Source organism: Pseudomonas juntendi, assembly GCF_009932375.1.
Taxonomy (GTDB): domain Bacteria; phylum Pseudomonadota; class Gammaproteobacteria; order Pseudomonadales; family Pseudomonadaceae; genus Aquipseudomonas; species Aquipseudomonas juntendi.
On sequence record NZ_BLJG01000036.1, the window covers coordinates 1 to 21,775 of the forward strand.

The 21,775-nt window shown below is 64.1% G+C and carries 15 protein-coding genes and 2 pseudogenes; 4 read left to right on the forward strand and 13 right to left on the reverse strand.

Annotated elements, in window-relative coordinates; all coding sequences use genetic code 11:
* Positions 1-416: 416 nt before the first annotated feature.
* From GYA94_RS04775 to GYA94_RS04800, 6 genes are all read right to left on the reverse strand, one after another.
* The gene (locus GYA94_RS04775; RefSeq protein ID WP_029885142.1) at positions 417-1,139 is read right to left on the reverse strand and encodes a proteasome-type protease; all 723 of its coding nucleotides are present in this window, start codon (positions 1,137-1,139) and stop codon (positions 417-419) included.
* Positions 1,140-1,212: 73 nt separating this feature from the next.
* Complete coding sequence (locus tag GYA94_RS04780; protein WP_161891880.1) at positions 1,213-1,992, reverse strand: transglutaminase family protein; 780 nt, start codon at positions 1,990-1,992, stop codon at positions 1,213-1,215.
* Positions 1,989-2,939: an alpha-E domain-containing protein gene (locus GYA94_RS04785; RefSeq protein ID WP_009682316.1), complete on the reverse strand. Its 951-nt coding sequence runs from the start codon at positions 2,937-2,939 to the stop codon at positions 1,989-1,991. The genes GYA94_RS04780 and GYA94_RS04785 overlap by 4 nt, the downstream gene beginning before the upstream one ends.
* 3 nt (positions 2,940-2,942) lie before the next feature.
* Positions 2,943-4,352: a circularly permuted type 2 ATP-grasp protein gene (locus GYA94_RS04790; protein ID WP_029885140.1), complete on the reverse strand. Its 1,410-nt coding sequence runs from the start codon at positions 4,350-4,352 to the stop codon at positions 2,943-2,945.
* Positions 4,353-4,712: 360 nt separating this feature from the next.
* Entirely contained in the window at positions 4,713-5,750 is a 1,038-nt protein-coding gene (locus GYA94_RS04795; RefSeq protein ID WP_161891881.1) for a methionine synthase, read from the reverse strand.
* 27 nt (positions 5,751-5,777) lie between these two features.
* Complete coding sequence (locus tag GYA94_RS04800) at positions 5,778-6,761, reverse strand: DUF1852 domain-containing protein (protein WP_161891882.1); 984 nt, start codon at positions 6,759-6,761, stop codon at positions 5,778-5,780.
* Positions 6,762-7,231: 470 nt separating this feature from the next.
* Between GYA94_RS04800 and GYA94_RS27610 the strand changes: the two genes are divergently transcribed.
* The gene (locus GYA94_RS27610; RefSeq protein WP_166524972.1) at positions 7,232-7,369 is read left to right on the forward strand and encodes a hypothetical protein; all 138 of its coding nucleotides are present in this window, start codon (positions 7,232-7,234) and stop codon (positions 7,367-7,369) included.
* Positions 7,370-7,414: 45 nt separating this feature from the next.
* Here GYA94_RS27610 and GYA94_RS04805 read toward each other — a convergent pair whose 3' ends face one another.
* The 6 genes from GYA94_RS04805 to GYA94_RS04830 all read right to left on the reverse strand — a co-directional run bounded on the left by GYA94_RS04805 (position 7,415) and on the right by GYA94_RS04830 (position 15,835).
* Complete coding sequence (locus GYA94_RS04805; RefSeq protein ID WP_161891883.1) at positions 7,415-8,830, reverse strand: efflux transporter outer membrane subunit; 1,416 nt, start codon at positions 8,828-8,830, stop codon at positions 7,415-7,417.
* Positions 8,827-12,006 (reverse strand): efflux RND transporter permease subunit, encoded by a 3,180-nt coding sequence (locus GYA94_RS04810; protein ID WP_161891884.1) that lies wholly within the window; start codon positions 12,004-12,006, stop codon positions 8,827-8,829. The genes GYA94_RS04805 and GYA94_RS04810 overlap by 4 nt, the downstream gene beginning before the upstream one ends.
* 12 nt (positions 12,007-12,018) lie before the next feature.
* Positions 12,019-13,260, reverse strand: a complete 1,242-nt coding sequence (mexE, locus tag GYA94_RS04815) for a multidrug efflux RND transporter periplasmic adaptor subunit MexE (protein ID WP_161891885.1) — start codon at positions 13,258-13,260, stop codon at positions 12,019-12,021.
* A gap of 176 nt (positions 13,261-13,436) precedes the next feature.
* The gene (locus GYA94_RS04820; protein WP_161891886.1) at positions 13,437-13,739 is read right to left on the reverse strand and encodes a hypothetical protein; all 303 of its coding nucleotides are present in this window, start codon (positions 13,737-13,739) and stop codon (positions 13,437-13,439) included.
* Between the two features lie 94 nt (positions 13,740-13,833).
* Positions 13,834-15,186, reverse strand: a complete 1,353-nt coding sequence (locus GYA94_RS04825; RefSeq protein ID WP_054905444.1) for a GntP family permease — start codon at positions 15,184-15,186, stop codon at positions 13,834-13,836.
* Positions 15,187-15,295: 109 nt separating this feature from the next.
* Positions 15,296-15,835 (reverse strand): gluconokinase, encoded by a 540-nt coding sequence (locus tag GYA94_RS04830; RefSeq protein ID WP_161891887.1) that lies wholly within the window; start codon positions 15,833-15,835, stop codon positions 15,296-15,298.
* Between the two features lie 207 nt (positions 15,836-16,042).
* Between GYA94_RS04830 and gnuR the strand changes: the two genes are divergently transcribed.
* The 3 genes and pseudogenes from gnuR to GYA94_RS28625 all read left to right on the forward strand — a co-directional run.
* Entirely contained in the window at positions 16,043-17,062 is a 1,020-nt protein-coding gene (gnuR, locus tag GYA94_RS04835; RefSeq protein WP_110679290.1) for a transcriptional regulator GnuR, read from the forward strand.
* A 149-nt stretch (positions 17,063-17,211) separates the two neighbouring features.
* Positions 17,212-17,994: pseudogene (locus GYA94_RS28620) on the forward strand (PAS domain-containing protein); the annotation flags it as partial.
* 105 nt (positions 17,995-18,099) lie between these two features.
* Positions 18,100-18,531 (forward strand): annotated as a pseudogene (locus tag GYA94_RS28625) (methyl-accepting chemotaxis protein); the annotation flags it as partial.
* On the opposite strand, the gene GYA94_RS04845 reads toward GYA94_RS28625, so the two are convergent.
* Positions 18,506-21,772, reverse strand: a complete 3,267-nt coding sequence (locus GYA94_RS04845; protein ID WP_161891888.1) for a transporter substrate-binding domain-containing protein — start codon at positions 21,770-21,772, stop codon at positions 18,506-18,508. The pseudogene GYA94_RS28625 and the gene GYA94_RS04845 overlap by 26 nt on opposite strands.
* Positions 21,773-21,775 lie beyond the last annotated feature (3 nt).

Here is a 21,775-nt window from a genome sequence, read left to right on the forward strand (position 1 = left end):
CCTGCTGGCCGGGTTTCCTGGCCATTCACCGTTGCAGCCGCCACCGCATTCGCGGGTAAACCCGCTCCTACGCTGGTCGGTGGTAGCTACGTGTCCGTGGACCGACGAGGCCTTTTGTGGGGGGCAACCGCGAACAGGCGGGCCTGCTGGCGAGATTTCCTGGCCATTCGCCGTGACAGCCCCGCCGCATTCCCAACATTGGTCGGTAGTGGCTACATATCCGCGGATCACGAAGCCCGATGTAGGAGCGGGTTCACCCGCGAAGAGGCCGGGCCTGCTGGCCGGGATTTCCTGGCCATTCGCCGTTGCAGCCGCCACCGCATTCGCGGGTAAACCCGCTCCTACACTGGTCGGTGGTGGCTGCGTGTCCGCGAAGAAGGCGGGCCTGGCGGCGGGGTTTCCTGGCCATTCCCCCATCAGCCGTACGGCGGCGCCGGAAGTTCGGCCAGCAAGGTTTTCAGGCCTTCGCCCCACTGCCGGCGAATCTGCTGGTAATAGGCATCGTCGCTGGCGATGCGGATGGGCTGCGGTGCCTCCAGGGCATCGGCTCGGTACACCAGCAAGTCCAGGGGCATGCCTACCGACAGGTTGCTGCGGATGGTGGAGTCGAACGAGATCAGGCCACAGCGCAGCGCCTCATCCAGCGGGGTGCGGTACTCCAGGTTGCGGTCGAGTATGGGCCGCCCGTATTTGCTTTCCCCCAACTGCAGGAAAGGCGTGTCGCGCGTGGCCTGGAAAAAGTTGCCCTGGGCATAGACGTTGTAGATCGCCATCGGCCCGCCCGCAATCTGGCCACCGACGATGAACGAGCTGCTCAGGTCGATACCGGCAGTCAGCTTGCTGCGGTCGCGGCACACCACCTCGCGCAGGGTATCGGCCACCAGCACGGTGGCATCGTAGAGCGTGGCGACATTCAGCAGGTGCGGGCCGCTGCCCTGGCTGCGTTGCTGCAGCAGGTTGACCACTGACTGCGAGGTTGCCAGGTTGCCCGCCGTCTGCAGCACGATCAGGCGCTCACCGGGTACGCTGAAGACGAACAACTTGGCAAAGGTGGAGATCTGGTCGATACCGGCATTGGTGCGTGAGTCGCTGATGAAAACCAGCCCGTCTTGCAGGTGCATGGCGACACAGTAAGTCATGCAAGTTCCCTTGTGTGGCAGAGGTAGTGGCCTTGCTGCAGGCGCGCAGCAAGGCTGGCTTGAGGGCCAGGCGTCACTGGCGATGCACGTGAACACTGGCTTGCATGGACTCGGTGCCACCCCCGCGGCGCACGCCCCTGACCGGGCAGGCGTCGAGGTAGTCCAGGCCCACGGCCAGCTTCAGGTGCCGCTCGGGCCGGGTCAGGCGGTTGGTGATGTCGAAGCTGTACCAGGCATCGTCGACCCAGGCTTCGGCCCATGCATGGCTGGCCAGGTGCTGTTCATCCTCGGTGCACAGGTAGCCGGAAACATAGCGGGCCGGCACCCCCAGGCTACGGGCGCAGGCCAGGAAGGCATGGGTATGGTCCTGGCACACGCCCGCACCGGCATTGAACGCTTCGCTGGCCGTAGTGCCGACGGAGGTCGCCCCTGGGCTGTAGGGCATGCGCTCGGCCAGCCCCTGCATCAGGTCGATCAATGCGGCGCGGTCACGGTGCGTGCCGCATTGCTGGGCGGCGAAGGCCACCAGCGCGTCATCGGCCAGGGTCAGGTGGCTGCCACGCAAGAACGGCAGGGGTGACTGGCAGGCTGCCTCCTGTTCGCAGGCCGGGTCGATTTCGACCTGGCCGCTGGCAGTGAGGGCCAGGTGCCCATGGGGCTTGTCCAGCGTCAGCACATGCAGGATGTTGCCGTACGGGTCGATCTGGCTCTTCACCTTGCAAGGCAGGTCCAGTTGCCATTCGACGATGCGCTGGCGTTCGCTGCTGCGCGGGGTAAGGCGCAGGAACTGAATGCTGTTGGACACATCACTGGCGTAGCTGTAGGTGGTGTCGTGGCGGATGGACAGTTTCATACAACCTCCAGGTAGGAGTGATGGACCGCCTGGCCCAGTTGGTTGACGCGGCCGATGAAATCGCTGAGCCAGGGATGCAGCCCGGCGTCGAGGATTTCGTCGATGGCGGTATAGCGCAGCCGCGCGTTGAGCTCGGCGGCCAGCCGCTGGGCCGCTCGCCCGGTACTGCCAGGCAGGCCGGCCAGGATCTGGTCCAGCTCCTCGATACAGGCATGCAGCGAGCGCGGCACGTCGACGCGCAGCAACAGCAATTCGGAAACCGGCCCGGCACTGGGCGCGGCGCGGTAGATTTCATTGAAGGCTTCGTAGGAGGTCAGGGCGCGCAGCAAGGCACTCCACTGGTAAAACCCCCTGGCCGAGTCGTCGCTGACCTCGTCGGAGGCCTCGCCGAACATTTCATAGCGCGCATCGAGCAGGCGCAGGGTGTTGTCGGCCCGTTCCAGGAAAGTGCCCAGGCGAATGAAGCTGTAGGCATCGTTGCGCATGATGGTACCGGAGGTGGCCCCGCGGAACAGGTGCGAGCGCTCCTTGACCCAGTCACAGAACTGGCTGATGCCGTAGCGGCCCAGCCCGTTGCTGGCAATGTTGCGCATTTCGATCCAGGTGGCGTTGATGTTCTCCCACATGTCCGCCGTTATCCGCCCGCGCACTGCATGGGCGTTGGTTCTGGCCGCCTGCAGGCAGCAGTAGATGCTGCCGGGGTTGGTGGCATCGAGGGCGAAGAAATGCAGCATGCGCTCGGTGTCGAGCTCGGCGTGGCGACGGATGTAGTCGTCGAGCGTGCCCGAGGCCAACAGTGACATGGCCAGTTCGGCATGGCCGTCGCTGCGCCCCGCCTGCGGCATCAGTGACAGCGAGTAGCTGACCTCGAGCATGCGCGCCAGGTTTTCCGCACGTTCCAGGTAGCGGGACATCCAGTACAGATCAGAAGCAGTTCGAGAAAGCATGGTTCAGTCCTCCACCACCCAGGTGTCTTTGGTACCGCCACCTTGTGACGAGTTGACCACCAGCGAGCCTTCCTTCAGCGCCACGCGGGTCAGGCCGCCTGGCACCAGGCGGGTTTCGCTGCCCGACAGTACGAACGGGCGCAGGTCGATATGCCGCGGCGCGATGCCGCTGTCGACGAAGGTCGGGCAGGTGGACAGGCACAAGGTCGGTTGCGCGATATAGGCATGAGGACGCGCTTTGATGCGGGCGCGGAAGTCCTCGATCTGCGCGGCAGTGGCGGCCGGCCCGACCAGCATGCCGTAGCCGCCAGAGCCCTGGGTTTCCTTGACCACCAGCTCGGGCAGGTTGGCCAGTACATGGGACAGGTCGGCCGGTTTGCGGCACTGCCACGTCGGTACGTTGTTGAGGATCGGCTCCTCGCCCAGGTAAAAGCGGATCATGTCGGCGACATAGGGGTAGATCGACTTGTCGTCGGCTACGCCGGTGCCCACCGCGTTGGCCAGCACTACGTTGCCGGCGCGGTACACCGAAATCAGGCCGGGCACGCCCAGCATCGAGTCGGGGTTGAACGAGAGGGGGTCGAGGTAGTCGTCGTCCAGCCTGCGGTAAATCACATCGACCCGTTGCGGGCCGGCGGTCGTGCGCATGTACACATGCTCGTCGCGCACGAACAGATCGGCGCCTTCGACCAGCTCGATGCCCATTTCGCGGGCCAGGAAGGCATGCTCGAAATAGGCACTGTTGAAGCGCCCTGGGGTAAGCAGCACAGCAGTGGGGTTATCCAGCGGGCTGGCGCTCTTGAGCGTGTCCAGCAGCAGGTTGGGGTAGTGGTCGATGGGCGCGATGCGCTGGGCGGCGAACAGCTCGGGGAACAGGCGCATCATCATCTTGCGGTCTTCGAGCATGTAGCTGACACCACTGGGGGTGCGCAGGTTGTCTTCCAGCACGAAATAGCTGCCATCGCCATCGCGCACCAGGTCCACGCCGGCGATGTGCGCATACAGGCCCCGGTGCAGGTCCAGGCCCTGCATGGCGATCTGATAACCCTCGTTGGCCAGGACCTGCTCTGGCGGGATGATCCCGGCCTTGAGGATGCGCTGGTCGTGGTAGATGTCTTCCAGGAACAGGTTCAGGGCCTGCACGCGCTGGATACAGCCGCGCTCGACCGTACGCCACTCGCTGGCGCGGATGCTGCGCGGGATGATATCGAAGGGGATCAGCCGCTCGGTGTCCTGTTTGTCGCCATACAAGGTAAAGGTGATACCGGCGCGGTGGAACAGCAGGTCGGCCTCGCGCCGGCGCTGCTCCAGCAGCTCCAGCGGGGTGTTCGCCAGCCAGCGGGCGAACTCCTGGTAGTGCGGGCGGCAGCTGCCGTTCGCGTCGTACATTTCATTGAAAAAAGCCCGGGACATACCCACTCCTTGCCGCCGTTACCGGCAGCTTCATTGCCGTTCATCTGCGTCTTTCAGGGTGCTGCCTAGCTAGTAAGCGGGGGTGTCTTCAGCCTCGGTCGCGTTGGGTGGCGGGTGCATTCCGTTCACCAACCAGCGTTGCAATGAAAGTGCCGAAAACCCGGTGCAGTGCCGGGCAGGCCAGGGAATGGGCGGTGGGCAGCGGTTTTGCTGGGCGGCGCCTGGTCCAGGCGGGGTGAGGTGGCGGCCGGCTGACCGGCCGGCATGCATCAAAACAGGGCGCCTGGTGTGCAGCCGCGTTTTTTGAACCGAGTTGGTGCGTACCGCCATGCCGGCCAGGCCAGGCAGGCGGTTCACACCTCAACCCGCGTGGGCGGTCAGTTCCTTGCGTACGATGGCAGCCCCGGCGCTCAACGCCTTGAGCTTGCCGCTGGCGACCGCGCGCGGCAGTGGGGCCATGCCGCAGTTGGTGCAGGGGTAGAGTTTGTCGGCGTCGACGAACTGCAACGCCTTGCGCAGGGTGTCGGCCACGGCTTCGGGCGTTTCGATGGCAATGTTGGCGACATCGATGGCACCGACCATGACCTTCTTGCCCCGAATCAGCTCAAGCAGTTCCATCGGCACATGGGCGTTGTGGCACTCCAGCGAAATGATATCGATGCTCGACTGCTGCAACGTCGGGAACACCTGCTCATATTGCCGCCATTGCGCCCCCAGGGTCTGTTTCCAGTCGGTGTTGGCCTTGATCCCGTAGCCATAGCAGATGTGCACCGCGGTTTCGCACTTGAGCCCTTGAACGGCGCGCTCCAGGGCGGCCACGCCCCAGTCGTTGACCTCATCGAAGAACACATTGAACGCCGGTTCGTCGAACTGGATGATATCGACGCCCGCCGCTTCCAGTTCCAGGGCTTCCTGGTTGAGTAGCCTGGCAAATTCCCAGGCCAGTTTTTCCCGGCTTTTGTAATGGCTGTCATACAGCGTGTCGATCATGGTCATGGGGCCCGGCAGCGCCCACTTTATTGGCTGGGCAGTTTGCTGGCGGAGGAACCTTGCATCGTCGACGAACACCGGCGCCTGTCGCGCGACAGCACCCACCACCGAGGGCACGCTGGCGTCGTAGCGATCGCGAATGCGCACGGTCTGGCGTTGCTGGAAATCGACCCCGCTCAGGTGTTCGATGAACGTGGTCACGAAATGTTGGCGGGTCTGTTCGCCGTCACTGACGATATCGATGCCCGCGTGCTGCTGTTCCTGCAAAGCCAGGCGCAAGGCGTCCTGTTTGCCTTCGGCCAGCTGCGCGCCCTGCAACTTCCAGGGTGACCAGAGTGTTTCAGGCTCCGCCAGCCAGGAAGGCTTGGGCCAACTGCCGGCAGTGGAGGTGGGAAGTAGCGTGTTCATCAGCGGTTACCTTGTGCGTTGAGGTGATCAGCCGGCGTATTGAGCGGACCATTGCTCCAGGGTGGCCTGGTACGGTTTGACGAAGCGCTCCTCGGCAAACCTGCCTTGTTCGAGCGCCAGGCGGCTGCGCTCTTCGCGGTCGTAGACAATGCGTGTAAGCGAATAGTCCTGGTGCTGCAGGCTCGGTTGGTAGGCCATTGCGGCTGCCGCATTGGCGTTGTAGATCTCGGGGCGGTAGATCTTCTGAAAGGTTTCCATGGTGCTGATGGTGCTGATCAGCTCCAGGTCGTTGTAGTCGGCCAACAGGTCACCGGCAAAGTAGAAGGCCAATGGCGCCACGCTGCCGGGCGGCATGAAGTAGCGCACCTTGAGCCCCATCCTGCTGAAGTACTCGTCGGTCAGCGAGTGGTCGTTCTGGTGATACTCCACGCCCAGCACCGGGTGCTGGTTTTCAGTGCGGTGGTAAACCCTGCTGCTCGACACACTCAGGCAGATGACCGGCGGCTTGTCGAAGTGCGCCTTGTAGGTGGCCGAGTTGATGAAGCACTTGAACAGCTTGCCATGCAGTTCGCCAAAGTTGTCCGGCGTGCTGAAGCTTGGCCGACCCTTGTTGTGTTCCAGCAACAACACACTGAAGTCGTAGTCCCGCACGTACGAGGAAAAGTTGTTACCGACCATGCCGTCGATACGGCGGTTGGTGGTGTGGTCGACGATATGGGTCTGCAACAGCTCGATCAGCGGCAGGCCGCTGCCGCGCTGTGCACTGTGCAGGTGCAGTTCCACCGAAATGATATCCAGCTCTACGCTGTAACGGTCTGCATAAGCATTGTCCCAGTGCGCCAGGGCGTTGAAGCGGTTGTCGATCATCTGCAAGGTGTTGCGCAGGTTTTCCTGGCGGTTTTCCCCCCGCGCCAGGTTGGCGAAATTGGTGGTGATGCGCGTGTTTTCGCCGGGCTGGTAGTGCTCGTCGAAGGCGATGCGCTGCACAGTGAATTGCGGTGCGTAGGCCATGTTGTAGGGTGTCCTGGTGCCTCGCTCGTGCCGTTGGGTAGTGCAAGCAGGCAACTATTGCCATGGCGCGAGCGACGTGATGTCCGTGTTCAGGCCGTATTCTAGGCAGGGTCCCTACATGAATGATATTGAAGATAAATCACTAATGATTTAGCACTGCTCATGATGCTGGGGTGTCGGGAGTAGCCAACGGGAAGGAAAGCTTGTGTATGCGGTCGAGCGCGGGCGGTTGGCCCTGTGATCTTGCTCGCAACTTTCCAGACTAAAGGTACGGAATTTTCAAGTTGGCATGAATATCCCATGTTAGTCGGGAGTCCAGTCTCCACCTACTGCACTACCTCCATCACCTCCACGGAAGAACAAGAAAGGGGGCTAACATGAGTTGTCTGATTTGCGCAGGGCACGCGGAATCCGTCGAATGCACCCTTGGATGGGAGGAGCGGCGCTGTTCCCAATGCGGGTGTTACCGAATGTCCCAGTCGCTGATCCTGGCGATGATGGATGAGGGGCAGATATTCGACACCGAGCGCATGCGCGAGTGGCTGGTCGTGCAACGCGGGCAGGTGCCTGTGCCCGACATCGACCATGACCACGCCATACTGCGCTAACGGCCTGCAGCGGTGTAGCGCCACAGGCCATGGTCGTGCCTGGGGTCAGTGCGCGCTGGCCACGGTCTGCGGTTGCCAGCCGCCACCCAGGGCTTTGTAGATGGAAACGATGCCGCGGTACAGCTCGACCTCGCCTTGCGCTTGCGCATCTTCGGCACTCAGCCGTTCGCGTTCGGCATCAAGCAGCACCAGGTAGTCCACGGTCCCCTCGCGGTAGCGAATCGAGGCCAGTTGCGCCGCCTGGCGACTGGCTTCGCTCTGGCGCATCAACGACAGCAGCCGTTGTTGGGTCTTGGCGTAGTCGCTGAAGGCGTTGGCCGACTCTTCCAGTGCCAGCAACACCTGTTGCTCGTAATTGGCCATGGCGCCTTCGGCGTCGGCCTTGGCCCCGCGCAGGCGGGCCCGCACGCTGCCCAGGTCGAACGCCGCCCAGGTAATGCTGGGGCCCAAGGCCCAGGCATTGGCCGCCGATGAGCCGAGCTGCGACCCGCGCGCGGCGGTAAAGCCCAGGAAACCGCTGAGGCTGACCCGCGGGAACAGGTCGGCGGTGGCGACGCCGACGTTGGCCGTGGCGGCTGCCAGTTGGCGTTCGGCGCTGCGAATGTCCGGGCGGCGGCGCAGCAGTTCGCCGGGGTCGCCCACCGGCAGCGCCTTGGCGATGGCCGGCAGCGCCTTGGGCGACAAGTCTACGCTGAGGGCGTCGGGGCGCTGGCCGAGGAGGGTGGCGATGCGATGCCGCGCCCGGGCCTGTTCGGCCTGCAGTTGCGGCACGGTCGCTTCGACCCCGGCCAGGCGGGCATCGGCGCGCACCACGTCGAGGTCGTTGCCGACCCCGGCGTCGCGCAGGGTTTCGGTGATGCTGCGCGATTGCTGCTGGGTCTTGAGGTTGGCCAGGGCAATCTTCTCGCGCAGCTGTGCACCGCGTAATTGCCCATAGGCATCGACCAGTTCGGCGATCAGGCTGACCTGCAACTGCTGCAGGTCGGCGGCAGCGGCCGCTTCCTGCGCTTCACTGGCTTCGATCTGGCGCTGGATGCGGCCGAACAGGTCCAGCTCCCAGGCCATGTCCAGGCCCAGGTCATAGCGTTCGCTGTTCACCCGTTGCTCGGTCTGGCCAGGAACCTGGCCTTTGCCGATATCGCTGCTGGCACGGCTGGTGACCACCGGGAACGGGTCGTTCTCGGCGTCTTCACGGATCGAGCGGGCCGACTTCAGGCGGGCGAAGGCCACGCGCAGATCCCGGTTGCCGGTCAACGAAGCCTGCACCAGCTGGTTCAGTACCGGGTCGTCGAACTGCTTCCACCACAAGCTTTCAAAGTGGCTGCGGTCATAGGCCTTGGCCTGCGCATCAGCGCCCAGCTGGGCAGGTGCGGTGGCGGGGGCCTGGTAGTCCGGGCCGACCGCGCAGGCGGCCAGGGCCAGGGCCAGCAGGCTTGGCGTCAGGGGTTTGAGCAGGTTCATGCGTGGTTCTCCAGCACTTGCACGCGTTCGGCCTTGCGGGCCTGGCGACGCTCGACGAAACGGCGGATCAGGAAGAAGAACACCGGGGTGAGGAACAAGCCGAATACGGTCACGCCGATCATCCCGGAGAACACCGCCACACCCATGGCATGGCGCATTTCCGAGCCTGCACCCGAGCTGAACACCAGCGGCACCACACCCATGATGAAGGCGATGGAGGTCATCAGGATCGGCCGCAGCCGCAGGCGGCACGCTTCCAGCACGGCAGCCAGCGGGTCGAGGCCCTTGGCCTGTTCGTCCTTGGCAAACTCGACGATCAGGATCGCGTTCTTGCACGCCAGGCCCACCAGCACGATCAGCCCGATCTGGGTGAAGATGTTGTTGTCGCCACCCGATACGATCACACCGGTGATCGCCGACAGCAGGGTCATCGGCACGATCAGGATCACGGCCAGCGGCAGGCTCCAGCTTTCGTACTGGGCAGCCAGTACCAGGAAGGCCAGCAGCACGCACAGCGGGAACACGAACAGCGCGGTGTTGCCCGAGAGGATCTGCTGGTAGGTCAGGTCGGTCCACTCGAAGGTCATGCCGTTGGGCAGTTCCGCTTTCAGCAGTTTTTCGATGGCCGCCTCGGCCTGGCCGGAGCTGTAGCCAGGGGCTGCGGCACCGTTGATTTCAGCGGTGATGAAACCGTTGTAGTGCATCACACGGTCCGGCCCGGAGGTATCGCTGACCTTGAGGAAGGTCGCCAGCGGTATCATCTCGCCCAGGTTGTTGCGCACCTTCAATTGGCCGATTTGCTCGGCATCGAGGCGGAACTGCTGCTCAGCCTGGACGTTCACCTGGTAAGTGCGGCCAAAGCGGTTGAAGTCGTTGGTGTACAGCGAGCCCAGGTAGACCTGCAGGGTGTCGAAGATGTCGCTGATCGCCACGCCATGGGTCTTGGCCTTTTCCCGGTCGATGGCGGCATCGACCTGCGGCACGTTGACCTGGTAGCTGGTGAACAGGCCCGCCAGCTCCGGCACCTCGTGGCTTTTGGCAATGATGTTCTGGGTTTCCTTGTACAGGGCTTCATAGCCCAGGTTGCCGCGGTCTTCGATCTGCAGGCGGAAGCCGCCGATGGTGCCCAGGCCTTGTACCGGCGGTGGCGGGAAGATCGCGATGTAGGCGTCCTGAATGTCGGCGAACTGGGCATTGAGCGCGGCAGCGATGGCGGCAGCCGACTGGCTTGGGTCCTTGCGCTCGTCAAACGGCTTGAGTGGGGTGAACACGATGCCGCTGTTCGGGCTGTTGGTGAAGCCGTTGATCGACAGGCCAGGGAAGGCGACCGAGTCGGCCACGCCAGGTTGCTTGAGGGCGATTTCGCTCATGCGCTTGATGACCGCCTCGGTGCGGTCGAGGCTGGCGGCGTCGGGCAACTGGGCGAAGGCCACCAGGTATTGCTTGTCCTGGGCCGGTACGAAGCCGGTGGGGGTAGACGAGAAACCCAGGTAGGTCAGGCCCATCAGGCCGGCGTACACGAACAAGGCGATGCCGCTGGAGCGAATGACCCGGCGCACGCCGCCCACGTAGCGGTGCGAGGCACGGTCGAAAAAGCGGTTGAACGGGGCGAACAGCCAGCTGCCCAGGAGTTTTTCCAGTACCCGCGAGAAACGGTCCTTGGGCGCATGGTGTTCCTTGAGCAGCACGGCAGCCAACGCCGGTGACAGGGTCAGCGAGTTGAATGCCGAGATCACCGTGGAAATGGCGATGGTCAGAGCGAACTGCTTGTAGAACTGCCCGGTCAGGCCGGAAATGAAGGCAGCAGGCACGAACACCGCACACAGGACCAAGGCGGTGGCGATGATCGGCCCGGTCACTTCGGCCATGGCCTTCTGCGTCGCCTCCAGGGGTTTGAGGCCCAAGCCGATATTGCGCTCGACGTTTTCCACCACCACGATGGCGTCGTCCACCACGATACCGATGGCCAGCACCAGGCCGAACAATGACAGCGCGTTGAGCGAGAAGCCGAACAGGTGCATGACCGCAAAGGTGCCGATCAGCGATACCGGCACCGCCAGCAACGGGATGATCGAGGCGCGCCAGGTTTGCAGGAACAGGATGACCACCAGCACCACCAGCACCAGCGCTTCGAACAGGGTGTGCACCACCGCCTCGATGGAGCCGCGCACGAACACGGTCGGGTCATAGACGATGCTGTAGTCCATGCCTTCGGGGAAGTCCTTCTTCAGCTCGGCCATTTTTGCCCGTACTTCGTCGGAGATCTCGATGGCGTTCGAGCCTGGGCGCTGGAAGATCGGCAGTGCCACTGCCGGCTGGTTGTTCAGCAACGAGCGCAGGGCATATTGGCTGGAGCCGAGCTCGACCCGGGCGATGTCTTTCAGCCGGGTGATTTCGCCGTCGGCGCCGGCGCGGATGATGATGTTCTCGAACTCTTCCTCGTTGACCAGGCGGCCCTGGGTGTTGATCGACAACTGGAAGCTGGTCGAACCTGGGGCGGGCGGGGCGCCCAACTGGCCGGCGGCGACCTGCCGGTTCTGTTCGCGAATGGCTGCGACCACGTCACTGGCGGTGAGGTTGCGCGAGGCGGTCTTGTTCGGGTCGAGCCAGACGCGCAGCGAGTAGTCGCCCATGCCGAACAGCTGCACATCACCCACGCCGCCAAGGCGTGCCAACTCGTCCTTGATATTGAGGATGGCATAGTTGGACAGGTAGAGCATGTCGTAGCGGTTGTCCGGCGAGGTCAGGTGCACGACCATGGTCAGGTCGGGCGAGGCCTTGTCGACGGTGATACCGATGCGGGTCACTTCTTCCGGCAGCTTGGGCTGGGTGCGGGTGACGCGGTTCTGCACCTGCACCTGAGCGTTGTCCAGGTCGGTGCCCAAGGCGAAGGTGATGGTGAGCGTCAGTTTGCCGTCAGCGGTGGACTGGGAAGACATGTACAGCATGTTCTCCACGCCGGTAATGGCTTGCTCCAGCGGCGCAGCCACGGTTTCGCCGATGACTTTCGGGTTGGCACCCGGGAAGTTGGCGCGTACCACCACGGTTGGCGGCACTACCTCGGGGTATTCGCTGATGGGTAACTGGAACAGCGAGATCGAGCCGGCAATCAGCAGCACCAGCGACAGCACGGCGGCGAAGATCGGCCGGGTTATGAAGAATTTGGAGAAGTTCATCGGTCTGGTCCCTTAACCGCGTGGCGCCTGGGCGCTGGCGTTTTTCACGTTGTTGCCCGCCACTTTGGGCGCCGGGTTGCTGGCCTCCAGGGCCTGGCGCTGCTGGGCGAGGGCGGCGAGGGTCTGCTCGCTGGCCATCTGGGTTTCCTGCGGCGTCACCGGCGAACCCGGGCGTACGCGCTGCAGGCCCTTGACCACGATGCGGTCGTCCTTGCCCAAGCCGCTGCGCACGATACGCAGGCCTTCGAGTTTCGGCCCCAGTTCCACGGCGCGGTAGGCGGCCTTGTTGTCCTTGTCCATGACCAGCACGAACTTCTTGCCAAGGTCGGTGCCCACGGCCTCGTCGTTGATCAGTACCGCGTCGTACTGGGCACTGCCCACCAGCTTCAGCCGGGCATACAGGCCGGGGGTGAACTGGCCGTCGCGGTTGTCGAACACGGCGCGGCCACGGATGGTGCCCGTGCGCGGGTTGACCTGGTTGTCGACGAAGTTCATCTGGCCCAGGTGAGGGGTGCCGGTTTCATTGGTCAGGCCGAGATACACCGGGGTGCTCTGGCCGCGTTGGCCCTCGCGCGCCAGCTGGGTGTACTTGAGGTACACGCGCTCGTCGGCGTCGAAGTAGGCGTAGACCTTGTCGGTGGAGACCACGCTGGTCAGCGGGGTCACGTCGGCGCTGACGATGTTGCCGGCCGTGAACGCGGCGCGGCTGACCCGGCCGCTGATCGGCGCGGTAACCCGGGTAAAGCTGAGGTTCAGGCGGGCGAGGTCCAGTTGTGCCTGGATGGCGTCGACCCCGGCCCGGGCTTCGGCAGCGGCGCTGCTGCGCGATTCGGCCAGCTCGGCGGAAATGGCGTTGCTGTCGCGCAGGCGCTCACCACGGCGGGCTTCATTGGCGCTGCGGATGGCGGTGGCCTTGGCTTGTTGCAACTGGGCTTCAAGGCGGCGGACTTCTGCCTGGAACGGGCGCGGGTCGATCTGGAACAGCAGGTCGCCTTTCTTGACCTGGGCGCCCTCGGTGAAGGCGACCTGGTCGATCTGGCCGGACACCCGCGGGCGCACCTCGACGGTTTCCGGGGCTTCGAGGCGGCCGGTGAACTCGTCCCATTCATTGATCGGTTGCTCGATCACCTTGGCCACGGTGACCTTCGGCGCGGCGGGAGCCTGGACGGCGTCGGGGGTTCGGCCGCAAGCGCTGATCACCACCACAGCCAGGGCTGCGAGGGGGAAGCGCAAGGGTTTGAGTGATTGATCCATGGAGAACTCCGCCAATGTATTAGTGATGGGCGGAGTGTGAGTGTCTTGCGCGAGAGGCACGAATCGAACGGGCCGAAATGTATTATCACGCTGAATGATAGGTCGGGATCAGCGGGTGGTGAATCGACGGTGCGGGCCTGCACCCGAAGCCGGTGCCAGGGCCCGCTGCCACGGGCTTAGCGTTGGCTGCCGCCAGCGCCGCCTGCGTCGCCGCCACCGGTCCCTTCGGACCCTGTGCCGTCCATGCCTGGCAAGTCACGATTGTCGTCCTGCTGGGCGGGCGGGCTGTCCGGGTCATTGCCCTTGATGCGTGGGTCGGTATCCCGCGGCATGGGTTTTTCGATCGGGTTTAGGGTGCTGTCCACGCCGGGTTGCGGCGCGTTGTTGTGCGGGTCGTCGGGGTAGGTCGGGCCAGTGCCGGCGGCAAGCGCCAGTGGCGAGGCGAGCAGGGCAATCAGCAGCACGCTTGAGCGGTTCATGGCAGTCTCCATTGCGTCGGGTGGGGCGTACTCCTTTTCGGCCCCACCCGTGGCGCTAACGTGCCATTGTTGCGCTCATTGTTCCGATCAGCGGTTACACCACCAGCGACAACAACATGATGAAGATGATGCCGACGATGGAAAGAATCGTCTCCATCATGCTCCAGGTCTTGAAGGTTTCGGCCACGGTCATGTTGAAGTACTGCTTCACCAGCCAGAAGCCGGCGTCGTTGACATGCGACAGGATCAGCGACCCGGCGCCGGTGGCCAGCACCAGCAACTCACGGTTCACCCCCGGTACCAGGTCGATCACCGGTGCCACGATACCCGCGCCGGTGATGGTCGCGACGGTGGCCGAACCGGTGGCGATACGGATCACCGCCGCCACCAGCCAGGCCAGCAGGATCGGCGAAATTTCCGCTTGCACGGCCATTTGCCCGATCACGTTGCCCACCCCGGTGTCCACCAGCATCTGCTTGAAACCGCCGCCGGCACCGACGATCAGCACGATCGCAGCGGTTGGCGCCAGGCTCTGGTCGAGCATTTTCATGATTTGCTGGCGGTTGAAACCGCGGGCCGAGCCAAAGGTGTAGAAGGCCAGCAGCAAGGCAGCGAGCAGGGCGGTGATCGGGTGGCCGATCAGGTCCATCCACTGGCGCACGATGTGCTCGGCAGGCAGCACCACGTCGGCGAAGGTTTTCAGCAGCATCAAGGCCACCGGCAGCAGCACGGTGATCAGGGTGATGCTGAAGCTCGGCAGGTTGCCCTGGTCGGACTCCTTGGCGATCTGGTCCATCAGCTCCTGCGACGGGTTGCCGGGAATGTAGCGGGAGATGAAGTTACCGAACAGCGGGCCGGCGATGATGGCGGTAGGCAGCGCCACGATCAGGCCGTAGAAAATGGTCTTGCCGATGTCGGCGTGGAAGATGCCGATCGCCAGCAACGGGCCCGGGTGCGGCGGTACCAGGCCGTGCACGACCGACAGGCCGGCCAGCAATGGAATGCCGATTTTCACCAGTGAAACCCCGGAGCGCCGGGCCACGATGAACACCAGTGGAATCAGCAGCACGAAGCCGATTTCGAAGAACAGCGGAATGCCCACCAGGAAAGCGGCGAACATCATGGCCCAGTGCACGTTCTTCTTGCCGAAGGCGCGGATGAGGGTTTGCGCGATCTGGTCGGCGCCGCCGGAGTCGGCCATCAGTTTGCCAAGCATGGTGCCCAGGGCGAGCACGATGCCGACAAAGCCCAGCACACCGCCAAAGCCGTCCTGGAACGACTTCATGACCTTGGCCACCGGCATGCCGGAGGTCAGGCCCAGAAAGCCGGCCGCCAGGGTAAGGGCGACGAAGGGGTGAACCTTGAAGTGGGTGATCAGCAGGATCAGCCCGACGATCGTCACGAGCGCGTCGAGCAACAGGAAGGTATCAGTAGCCAGTCCGAACATGGTTTCAAGGCCTCGGTCTTATCGTTGTTTTGGCGTAGCGTTTTGGGAACTTTCCGCGCTTTCGCGGGCTCGGGTAGCGCTGTCTTTGGTGAGCCGGTAAACCGCTGGGTCAGGCGGTCTGCGCCAGGCCCTGCTCACCGCAGCGCTTTAGCCAGCGGTCTACCGCTTCGGCCAAGGCTTCGATGGGCTGGGTAGCGTCCAGGGCCAGGGTCAGGGGCTCGCCACGGGGCGATTCCAGGGCGGCGAACTGGCTGTCGATCAGGCTGGCCGGCATGAAATGCCCAGGGCGTGCCAGCACGCGCTTTTCGGCTTCGGCAGCCGACAGTTCGAGGAAAACGAACACCAGCCCAGGCATGGCCTGGCGCAGGGTTTCGCGGTAGCGGCGTTTGAGCGCCGAGCAGGTCAGGATCGGGCGTTCGCCGGCCTGGCTGATGGCTTGCAACTCTTCGCCCAGGCGCACCAGCCAGCCGGCGCGGTCGGCGTCGTCCAGGGGGATGCCCGCGCTCATCTTGCGGATGTTTTCGGCAGGGTGGAAAGCGTCGCCTTCGATCAGGCGACCGCCGCTTCGGGCAGCGATGGCAGCACCGATGCAGCTTTTGCCGCAACCGGCCACGCCCATCACCACGATGGCGGACAGGGGAGAATTCATCAGTACCTCCTGCGGGGTGAGGTAGCGCTGTCTCGTCGCTGACGAACAGCCACCTCCCCGGTGTTATTGGTCTTGTCCTTACGCAGTATGGACGCCTGGCAGCACGCGTGTAGCGGCAGCTACCAAAGATTACATTGCCTGCATCCTGAGACAGCGCTACCTTAGTGGCCGTTCCCCATCCTTGCAAGTAGTAAAATTACAACATCCATGTCTCGCACCGGCTCCCGTACCACAGGTCGTCCTACCCTGGCTGAAGTGGCCAGGCTTTCCGGGGTTTCCCCGATCACCGCTTCGCGCGCGCTGCGCGGCGTGAGCACGGTTGCGCCAGAGCTGGCCGCAAAGGTCATGGCTGCCGCCGCTAGCCTGGGCTACGTGGCCAACCCTGCGGCCCGGGCGTTGGCCTCGGCGCGCAGCCAGTCTGTCGTGGTGCTGATCCCGTCGCTGTCCAACCAGCTGTTCATCGACACCCTGGAGGCCATCCACGACGTCATGCGCCCGCGTGGGCTCGAGGTGCTGATCGGCAACTATCACTATGACCTGGCCGAAGAAGAGAACCTGATCCGCAATTACCTGGCCTATCAGCCCTGCGGGATGTTGCTGACCGGGTTCGAGCGCAGCGATGCGGCCCGCCAGATGCTGGCCGCCAGCGGCGTACCCTGCGTGCACATGATGGAGCTCAAGGGCGAGCCGGGGGCAGTATCGGTCGGTTTTTCCCAGGAGCAGGCGGGGCGGGCTGCCGCGCGGCATCTGATCGAGCGCGGGCGCAAGCGCCTGGCATTCATAGCCGCGCAGCTCGACCCGCGGGTGATGCAGCGGGCCGAGGGGTTCCGCCAGGCCCTGGCCGAGGCGGGCCTGCACGCTGCGGAACTGGAAGTGTTGGCCCCGGAGCCTTCTTCGATTGCCTTGGGCAGCACACTGTTCAGCCGCCTGATGCAGCAGGCCCCGGATGTGGATGGCATCTTCTTCTGCAACGACGACCTGGCCCAGGGCGCTGTCTTGCAGGCGTTGCGCCAAGGTGTGGAGGTGCCTCGCCAGGTGGCCATGGTGGGCTTCAACGACCTGCCGGCTTCGGCGCACATGGTGCCGCGCCTCACGTCTATCCGTACCCCGCGGGCTGCCGTCGGTCGGGGCGCGGCCCAGGCCTTGCTCGCGTTGCTGGACGGCAAACGGGTGGCCAGTGCCCAACAGGACCTGGGTTTTGAGCTGATGGTGCGGGAAAGTAGCTGATTCGCTCGCCTGTGCAATGGCGTTGACCACGCCCTGGCGGCCTGCCGGCGTAACAGAAATGGAGTAATCACAAAGCGATGGCACTGTGCTTGCACCGCGCATACGGCCATCTATGCTCATGAAACCGCGCATAAAGGAGGCCCGGCGTCATGTTCGATTTCCATCGCAAATCCGATTTGGTCGAGATCCAGCGCAGCCATCAGGCATTGGCCGACGCACAGGCCAAACTGGCTGCCATCAGTCGCTCCATGGCAATGATCGAATTCGCCCCGGATGGCACCATTCTCGACGCCAACGAACGCTTCTGCCAGGCCATGGGTTACAGCGCTGAAGAGCTGCGCGGCCAGCACCACCGGCTGTTCTGTGAGCCGGGCTACGCCCAGAGCGCCGAGTACCAGCAACTGTGGCATGAGCTCGGCCAGGGCAAGGCCATCAGCGGCACGTTCGAGCGCGTCGACAAGGCCGGCCGTGAAGTCTGGCTGGAGGCCAGCTACATGCCCGTGCTGGATGCCCAGCGCCAAGTCAGCAGCGTGATCAAGGTGGCGTCCGACATCAGTCAGCGCGTCGCCCTTGAGCATGAAAGCGAAAGCCTGCTGAAGGCGATCAGCCGCGCTATGGCAGTGATCGAGTTCACCCCGCAAGGGCGGGTGATCAAGGCCAACCAGAATTTCCTGGACACCATGGGTTACCGCCTCGACGAGGTGGTAGGCCGCCACCATGGCCTGTTCTGCCTGCCGCACGAGCGTGAGTCGGCTGAGTACCGCCAGTTCTGGGCCTCGCTGAACCGTGGCGAATACCACTCGCACCGCTTCGAGCGGGTGAACAAGCAAGGCCAGACGGTGTACCTGGAAGCCTCCTACAACCCGATTTTCGACAGCAAGGGCCGCCTGTACAAGGTGGTCAAGTTCGCCAGCGACATCACCGACCAGGTCTGTACCCAGCAAAGTGCCGCCGATGCGGCCCATGCCAGTTCGGTGCAGACCGATGCCTGCGCGCGCAAAGGCACCGAAGTGGTACAGCAGACCGTGCAGGTGATCGAGCAGATTTCCGTGGAGCTCAACGACGCAGCGCGCAGCATCGATGCGGTGAGCAAACAGTCGGATGTGATCGGGCAGATTGTGCTGACCATTCGTGGTATCGCCGACCAGACCAACTTGCTGGCGCTGAATGCGGCCATCGAAGCCGCCCGTGCCGGCGAACACGGGCGCGGTTTTGCCGTGGTCGCCGACGAGGTGCGCAACCTGGCCGCGCGCACCAGCAAGGCTACCCTGGAAATCGTCGATGTGGTGCGGCAGAACCACGACCTGTCGCTGCTGGCTGTGGCCAGCATGCAGTCAAGCCTGAACCGCACCGGCCATGGCGTGGCGCTGGCCAATGAAGCCGGCACGGTGATCATGGAGATTCAGCAAGGCTCAAGGCACGTGGTCGATGCCATCAGCCAGATCAGTTCGACCCTGCAATTGCATTGAGCGCAGCACGCATATCGTCCAGCAGGGCCTGCAGGCTGGCTTGCAGCCGTGCGCGCGGCTCGTCGGTCGGCGAGCCTTGCGCCTGGGCCGCTTCGATCGCTTCGCAATCCTGGACCACGGTGCGTACCCTGATCATCTTGGCACCGCCCTTGATGCGGTGGGCCAAGGCACGCAGCGCCTCTTCGGGCGCGTCCGCCGCCAGCGCATGCAGGGCCGCCAGGTCTTCACCAACGCTGATCGACAGTTGCTCGAGCAAATGCCTGGTGAGCTGCGCGTCGTCCTGCGTCAGGTGGCGTAGCTCATCCAGGTTCAAGCCGCCCGGGCGGGCTGTTGGCGCAGGTGGGCGGGCCTGGGGCAGGTGGGCTTTGAGGGTTCGCAAACCTATCGGCTTGAACAGGCAAACGTCCATCCCGCTGGCCAGGCAGCGGGTACGTTCCTCGGCCTGGGCATTGGCGGTGATGCCCAGAATCCGGCACCTGGGCAGGCTGCGCTCGGCCTCGAACTGGCGAATGCGCCGGGTGAGTTCATGGCCATCCATGACCGGCATGCTGCAATCGGTGATCACCACATCGAAGCGCCCCGCTTGCCAGCGGCCCCAGGCGACTTCACCGTTCTGCGCCAGGCTCACTTGGTGCCCAAGGGTGTGCAATTGCCGCTCCAGCAATAGCAGGTTGGCAGGGTAGTCGTCGACGATCAGCACATTCAAAGGGCCGTCGCTGTTTTCCAGTTGGGCCGGGTCCTCGGGCACGGCTGCCGGGGGCGCGCAGGTGGGCAGTTGCAGGTTCACTTGCACCCGGGTGCCGACGCCTTCGACGCTTTGCAGCTTCAGCGTGCCGCCCATCAGCTCGGCAAGCGTGCGGCTGATGACCAGGCCCAAGCCTGCGCCCTGGCGGGCCCTGGGGCCGTCGGCCTGGACAAAGGCATTGAACAGGCGGGCCTGGTCGGCAGGACTGATACCGATGCCGGTGTCGCGCACATCCAGCTCCACCGGCAACGTGTCATGGCCGGCGATAACCGGCAGAAGCAGGCTGGCCTGCACCTCGCCACGGTCGGTGAACTTGATGGCGTTGCTGATAAGGTTCGACAGGATTTGCTTGAGCCGCAGCGGGTCCGCCAGCACCCAGGCCGGTTCAGCGGGCAGTTCGCCGTGCAGGTGCAGGCCCTTGGCCCGGGCGTTGCCTTCGAACACGCGCAAGGTGGCGCGCACCAGTTCGCGCAGGTCCGTGGGCACGGGTTGCAGGGTGATGTGCCCGGACTCGATCCGGGAAATATCGAGAATGTCGCCAATCAGTTCCAGCAGGCCAAGCGCTGAATCATGGGCCGTCTGCAGCGTATGGATATCGCTGCGGCCGCTACGGCAGTCCTCCAGCGCCAGTTCCAGCAAACCGATCACGGCATTCATCGGGGTGCGGATTTCATGGCTCATGGTGGCCAGGAACGTGCTTTTGGTCTGGCTGGCCTGTTCAGCGTCGTCCTTGGCCTGGCGCAGTTGCTCCAGCAGCCCGCGGCTCAGTGCCAGCTGGTCCTGCAGGGCATGTTGCGCCTCGGTGCGCTGGTTGATCAGCTTGCGCAGGTAGCTGTTCCAGAACACCACGCCGGCCAGCAGCAGCGCCGACAGCACCAGCACTTGCAGGGCGAGGGTGCGGTAGTCGCGCCAGGGGCTGTCGCTGACCAGTGAGCTGGTGCGCCAGCGGTTGATCAACTGGGCCAGTTCTTCAGGCGGAATGCTCAGCAGCGCCTTGTCGAGAATGGCCTGTAGCTGGGGCTGGTCGGCGGCCACGGCGAAGGCGGCCAGGGCCGGGTCTTCATCGAGCACACTGGCAATGCGCAGGCGGTCCTTGAATACATGGCTGATGTAGTACGCCGCATTGATGTGGTTGCTCAGGGCGACGTCGGCACGGCCATTGGCCACGGCCTCCATCAGGCCCAGCGGGTTGTCCACCTCGACCAGGCGGGCCTGCGGGTAGCGTTGCTGCAGCAAGGCGCGTTGCGGCGAGCCTTTGACCACCGCGATACGCTGGCCGTCCAGGGCCTTCAAAGGGGCGGGTGCGGTGATGTCGCTGCGGGTGACCAACACCCTTGGGCTGACCAGGTAAGGCCGGGTGTAGCGCAGTTGCCTGGCGCGGTCTGCGCCGTAGCCCAAGGCGCCGATCATCAGCGCATCACCTTGGTTCAGCCGCTCGACCATGTGGTAGGCCGATGTGCTTTCAACGGTCTTGAACTGCAACCCGGTGCGCAAGCCGATCTGCTTGAGCAGATCCAGGGTGATGCCGTTGGCGTTGTCCTGGGCGTCGTTGAAGGTCAAGGGCGCCAGTGATGTGTTGATCAGCACGTTGACCACCGGGTGCTCGGCAATCCAGGTTTCCTCTTCGGCACTGAGGGCCGTCAGGTGACGCTGCAACAACAGGCTGGTATTGCCACCGCTCCAGCGGCGCAGGATGTTCAGCCGTTCGCTTTCACTGATGCGGGCCAGTGCCTTGTCGACCAGCTGGCGCAAGTGCAGGTTGTCGCTGGACAGGGCGAACGCGAACGCTTCGGGGGCGGCCGGGGAAAAGTGGTCGATCTTCAACGTGCCCTGGAAGCTTTTGCCGATCATGAAGTCGGTACTGATGGCGTCGCCCAGGTAGGCGTCGGCCTCGCCCAGTTCGACAGCGGCCAGCCCGGCCAGGGTGGAGCGGTAGAGGCTCAGTTGCGCCTTGGGGTACAGGCTGCGTACGGTATTGGCGGGCAGGTAGTGATCAACCATGGCCAGGCGCAGGCCGGCCAGGTCGGGCGTGGCCTTCAGGCTGCGCCCCTCCCGGGTCACGACCACCGGCAGGTCGTCGGCATAGGGTGAGCTCAGGCTGAGGTGGGCGTCTGCTGCCTCGAAGGCGTTGGAGCTGCCCAGCAGGTCGATGCGCCCCTCATGCAGGGCAGTGATGGCCTCGTGGCGGCTGGCAAAACGGCGCACTTCGATGCCAATGCCAAGCTGCTCGCCGATCAGGCCGGCGTAATCGGCGCTCAGGCCTTCGTAGTCACGGGGGCTGACATTGATCTCGAAGGGCGGGTAGTCCGGCCGCGAGCTGCCCAGCACCAGTTGCCGGTGCTGCTGCAGCCACTGGCGGTCTTCGGCCGAGAGCGCCAGCGGCGCGGCAGCACTGACCGAGCGCGCCAACAACTGCCGGGGTTCGCTGCTGGCCTGCAACCCGCTGGCATTGGCCAGGCCGATGATCATGAAGGCGCTCGCCAGCAGGAACTTCATGCT

Excerpts from the sequence above, each read along its gene's own strand:
- GYA94_RS04775 (WP_029885142.1), bottom strand. The coding sequence starts at position 1,139 with ATGACTTACTGTGTCGCCATGCACCTGCAAGACGGGCTGGTTTTCATC.
- GYA94_RS04780 (WP_161891880.1), bottom strand. The coding sequence starts at position 1,992 with ATGAAACTGTCCATCCGCCACGACACCACCTACAGCTACGCCAGTGAT.
- GYA94_RS04785 (WP_009682316.1), bottom strand. The coding sequence starts at position 2,939 with ATGCTTTCTCGAACTGCTTCTGATCTGTACTGGATGTCCCGCTACCTG.
- GYA94_RS04790 (WP_029885140.1), bottom strand. The coding sequence starts at position 4,352 with ATGTCCCGGGCTTTTTTCAATGAAATGTACGACGCGAACGGCAGCTGC.
- GYA94_RS04795 (WP_161891881.1), bottom strand. The coding sequence starts at position 5,750 with ATGAACACGCTACTTCCCACCTCCACTGCCGGCAGTTGGCCCAAGCCT.
- GYA94_RS04800 (WP_161891882.1), bottom strand. The coding sequence starts at position 6,761 with ATGGCCTACGCACCGCAATTCACTGTGCAGCGCATCGCCTTCGACGAG.
- GYA94_RS27610 (WP_166524972.1), top strand. The coding sequence starts at position 7,232 with ATGTCCCAGTCGCTGATCCTGGCGATGATGGATGAGGGGCAGATATTC.
- GYA94_RS04805 (WP_161891883.1), bottom strand. The coding sequence starts at position 8,830 with ATGAACCTGCTCAAACCCCTGACGCCAAGCCTGCTGGCCCTGGCCCTG.
- GYA94_RS04810 (WP_161891884.1), bottom strand. The coding sequence starts at position 12,006 with ATGAACTTCTCCAAATTCTTCATAACCCGGCCGATCTTCGCCGCCGTG.
- mexE (WP_161891885.1), bottom strand. The coding sequence starts at position 13,260 with ATGGATCAATCACTCAAACCCTTGCGCTTCCCCCTCGCAGCCCTGGCT.
- GYA94_RS04820 (WP_161891886.1), bottom strand. The coding sequence starts at position 13,739 with ATGAACCGCTCAAGCGTGCTGCTGATTGCCCTGCTCGCCTCGCCACTG.
- GYA94_RS04825 (WP_054905444.1), bottom strand. The coding sequence starts at position 15,186 with ATGTTCGGACTGGCTACTGATACCTTCCTGTTGCTCGACGCGCTCGTG.
- GYA94_RS04830 (WP_161891887.1), bottom strand. The coding sequence starts at position 15,835 with ATGAATTCTCCCCTGTCCGCCATCGTGGTGATGGGCGTGGCCGGTTGC.
- gnuR (WP_110679290.1), top strand. The coding sequence starts at position 16,043 with ATGTCTCGCACCGGCTCCCGTACCACAGGTCGTCCTACCCTGGCTGAA.
- GYA94_RS04845 (WP_161891888.1), bottom strand. The coding sequence starts at position 21,772 with ATGAAGTTCCTGCTGGCGAGCGCCTTCATGATCATCGGCCTGGCCAAT.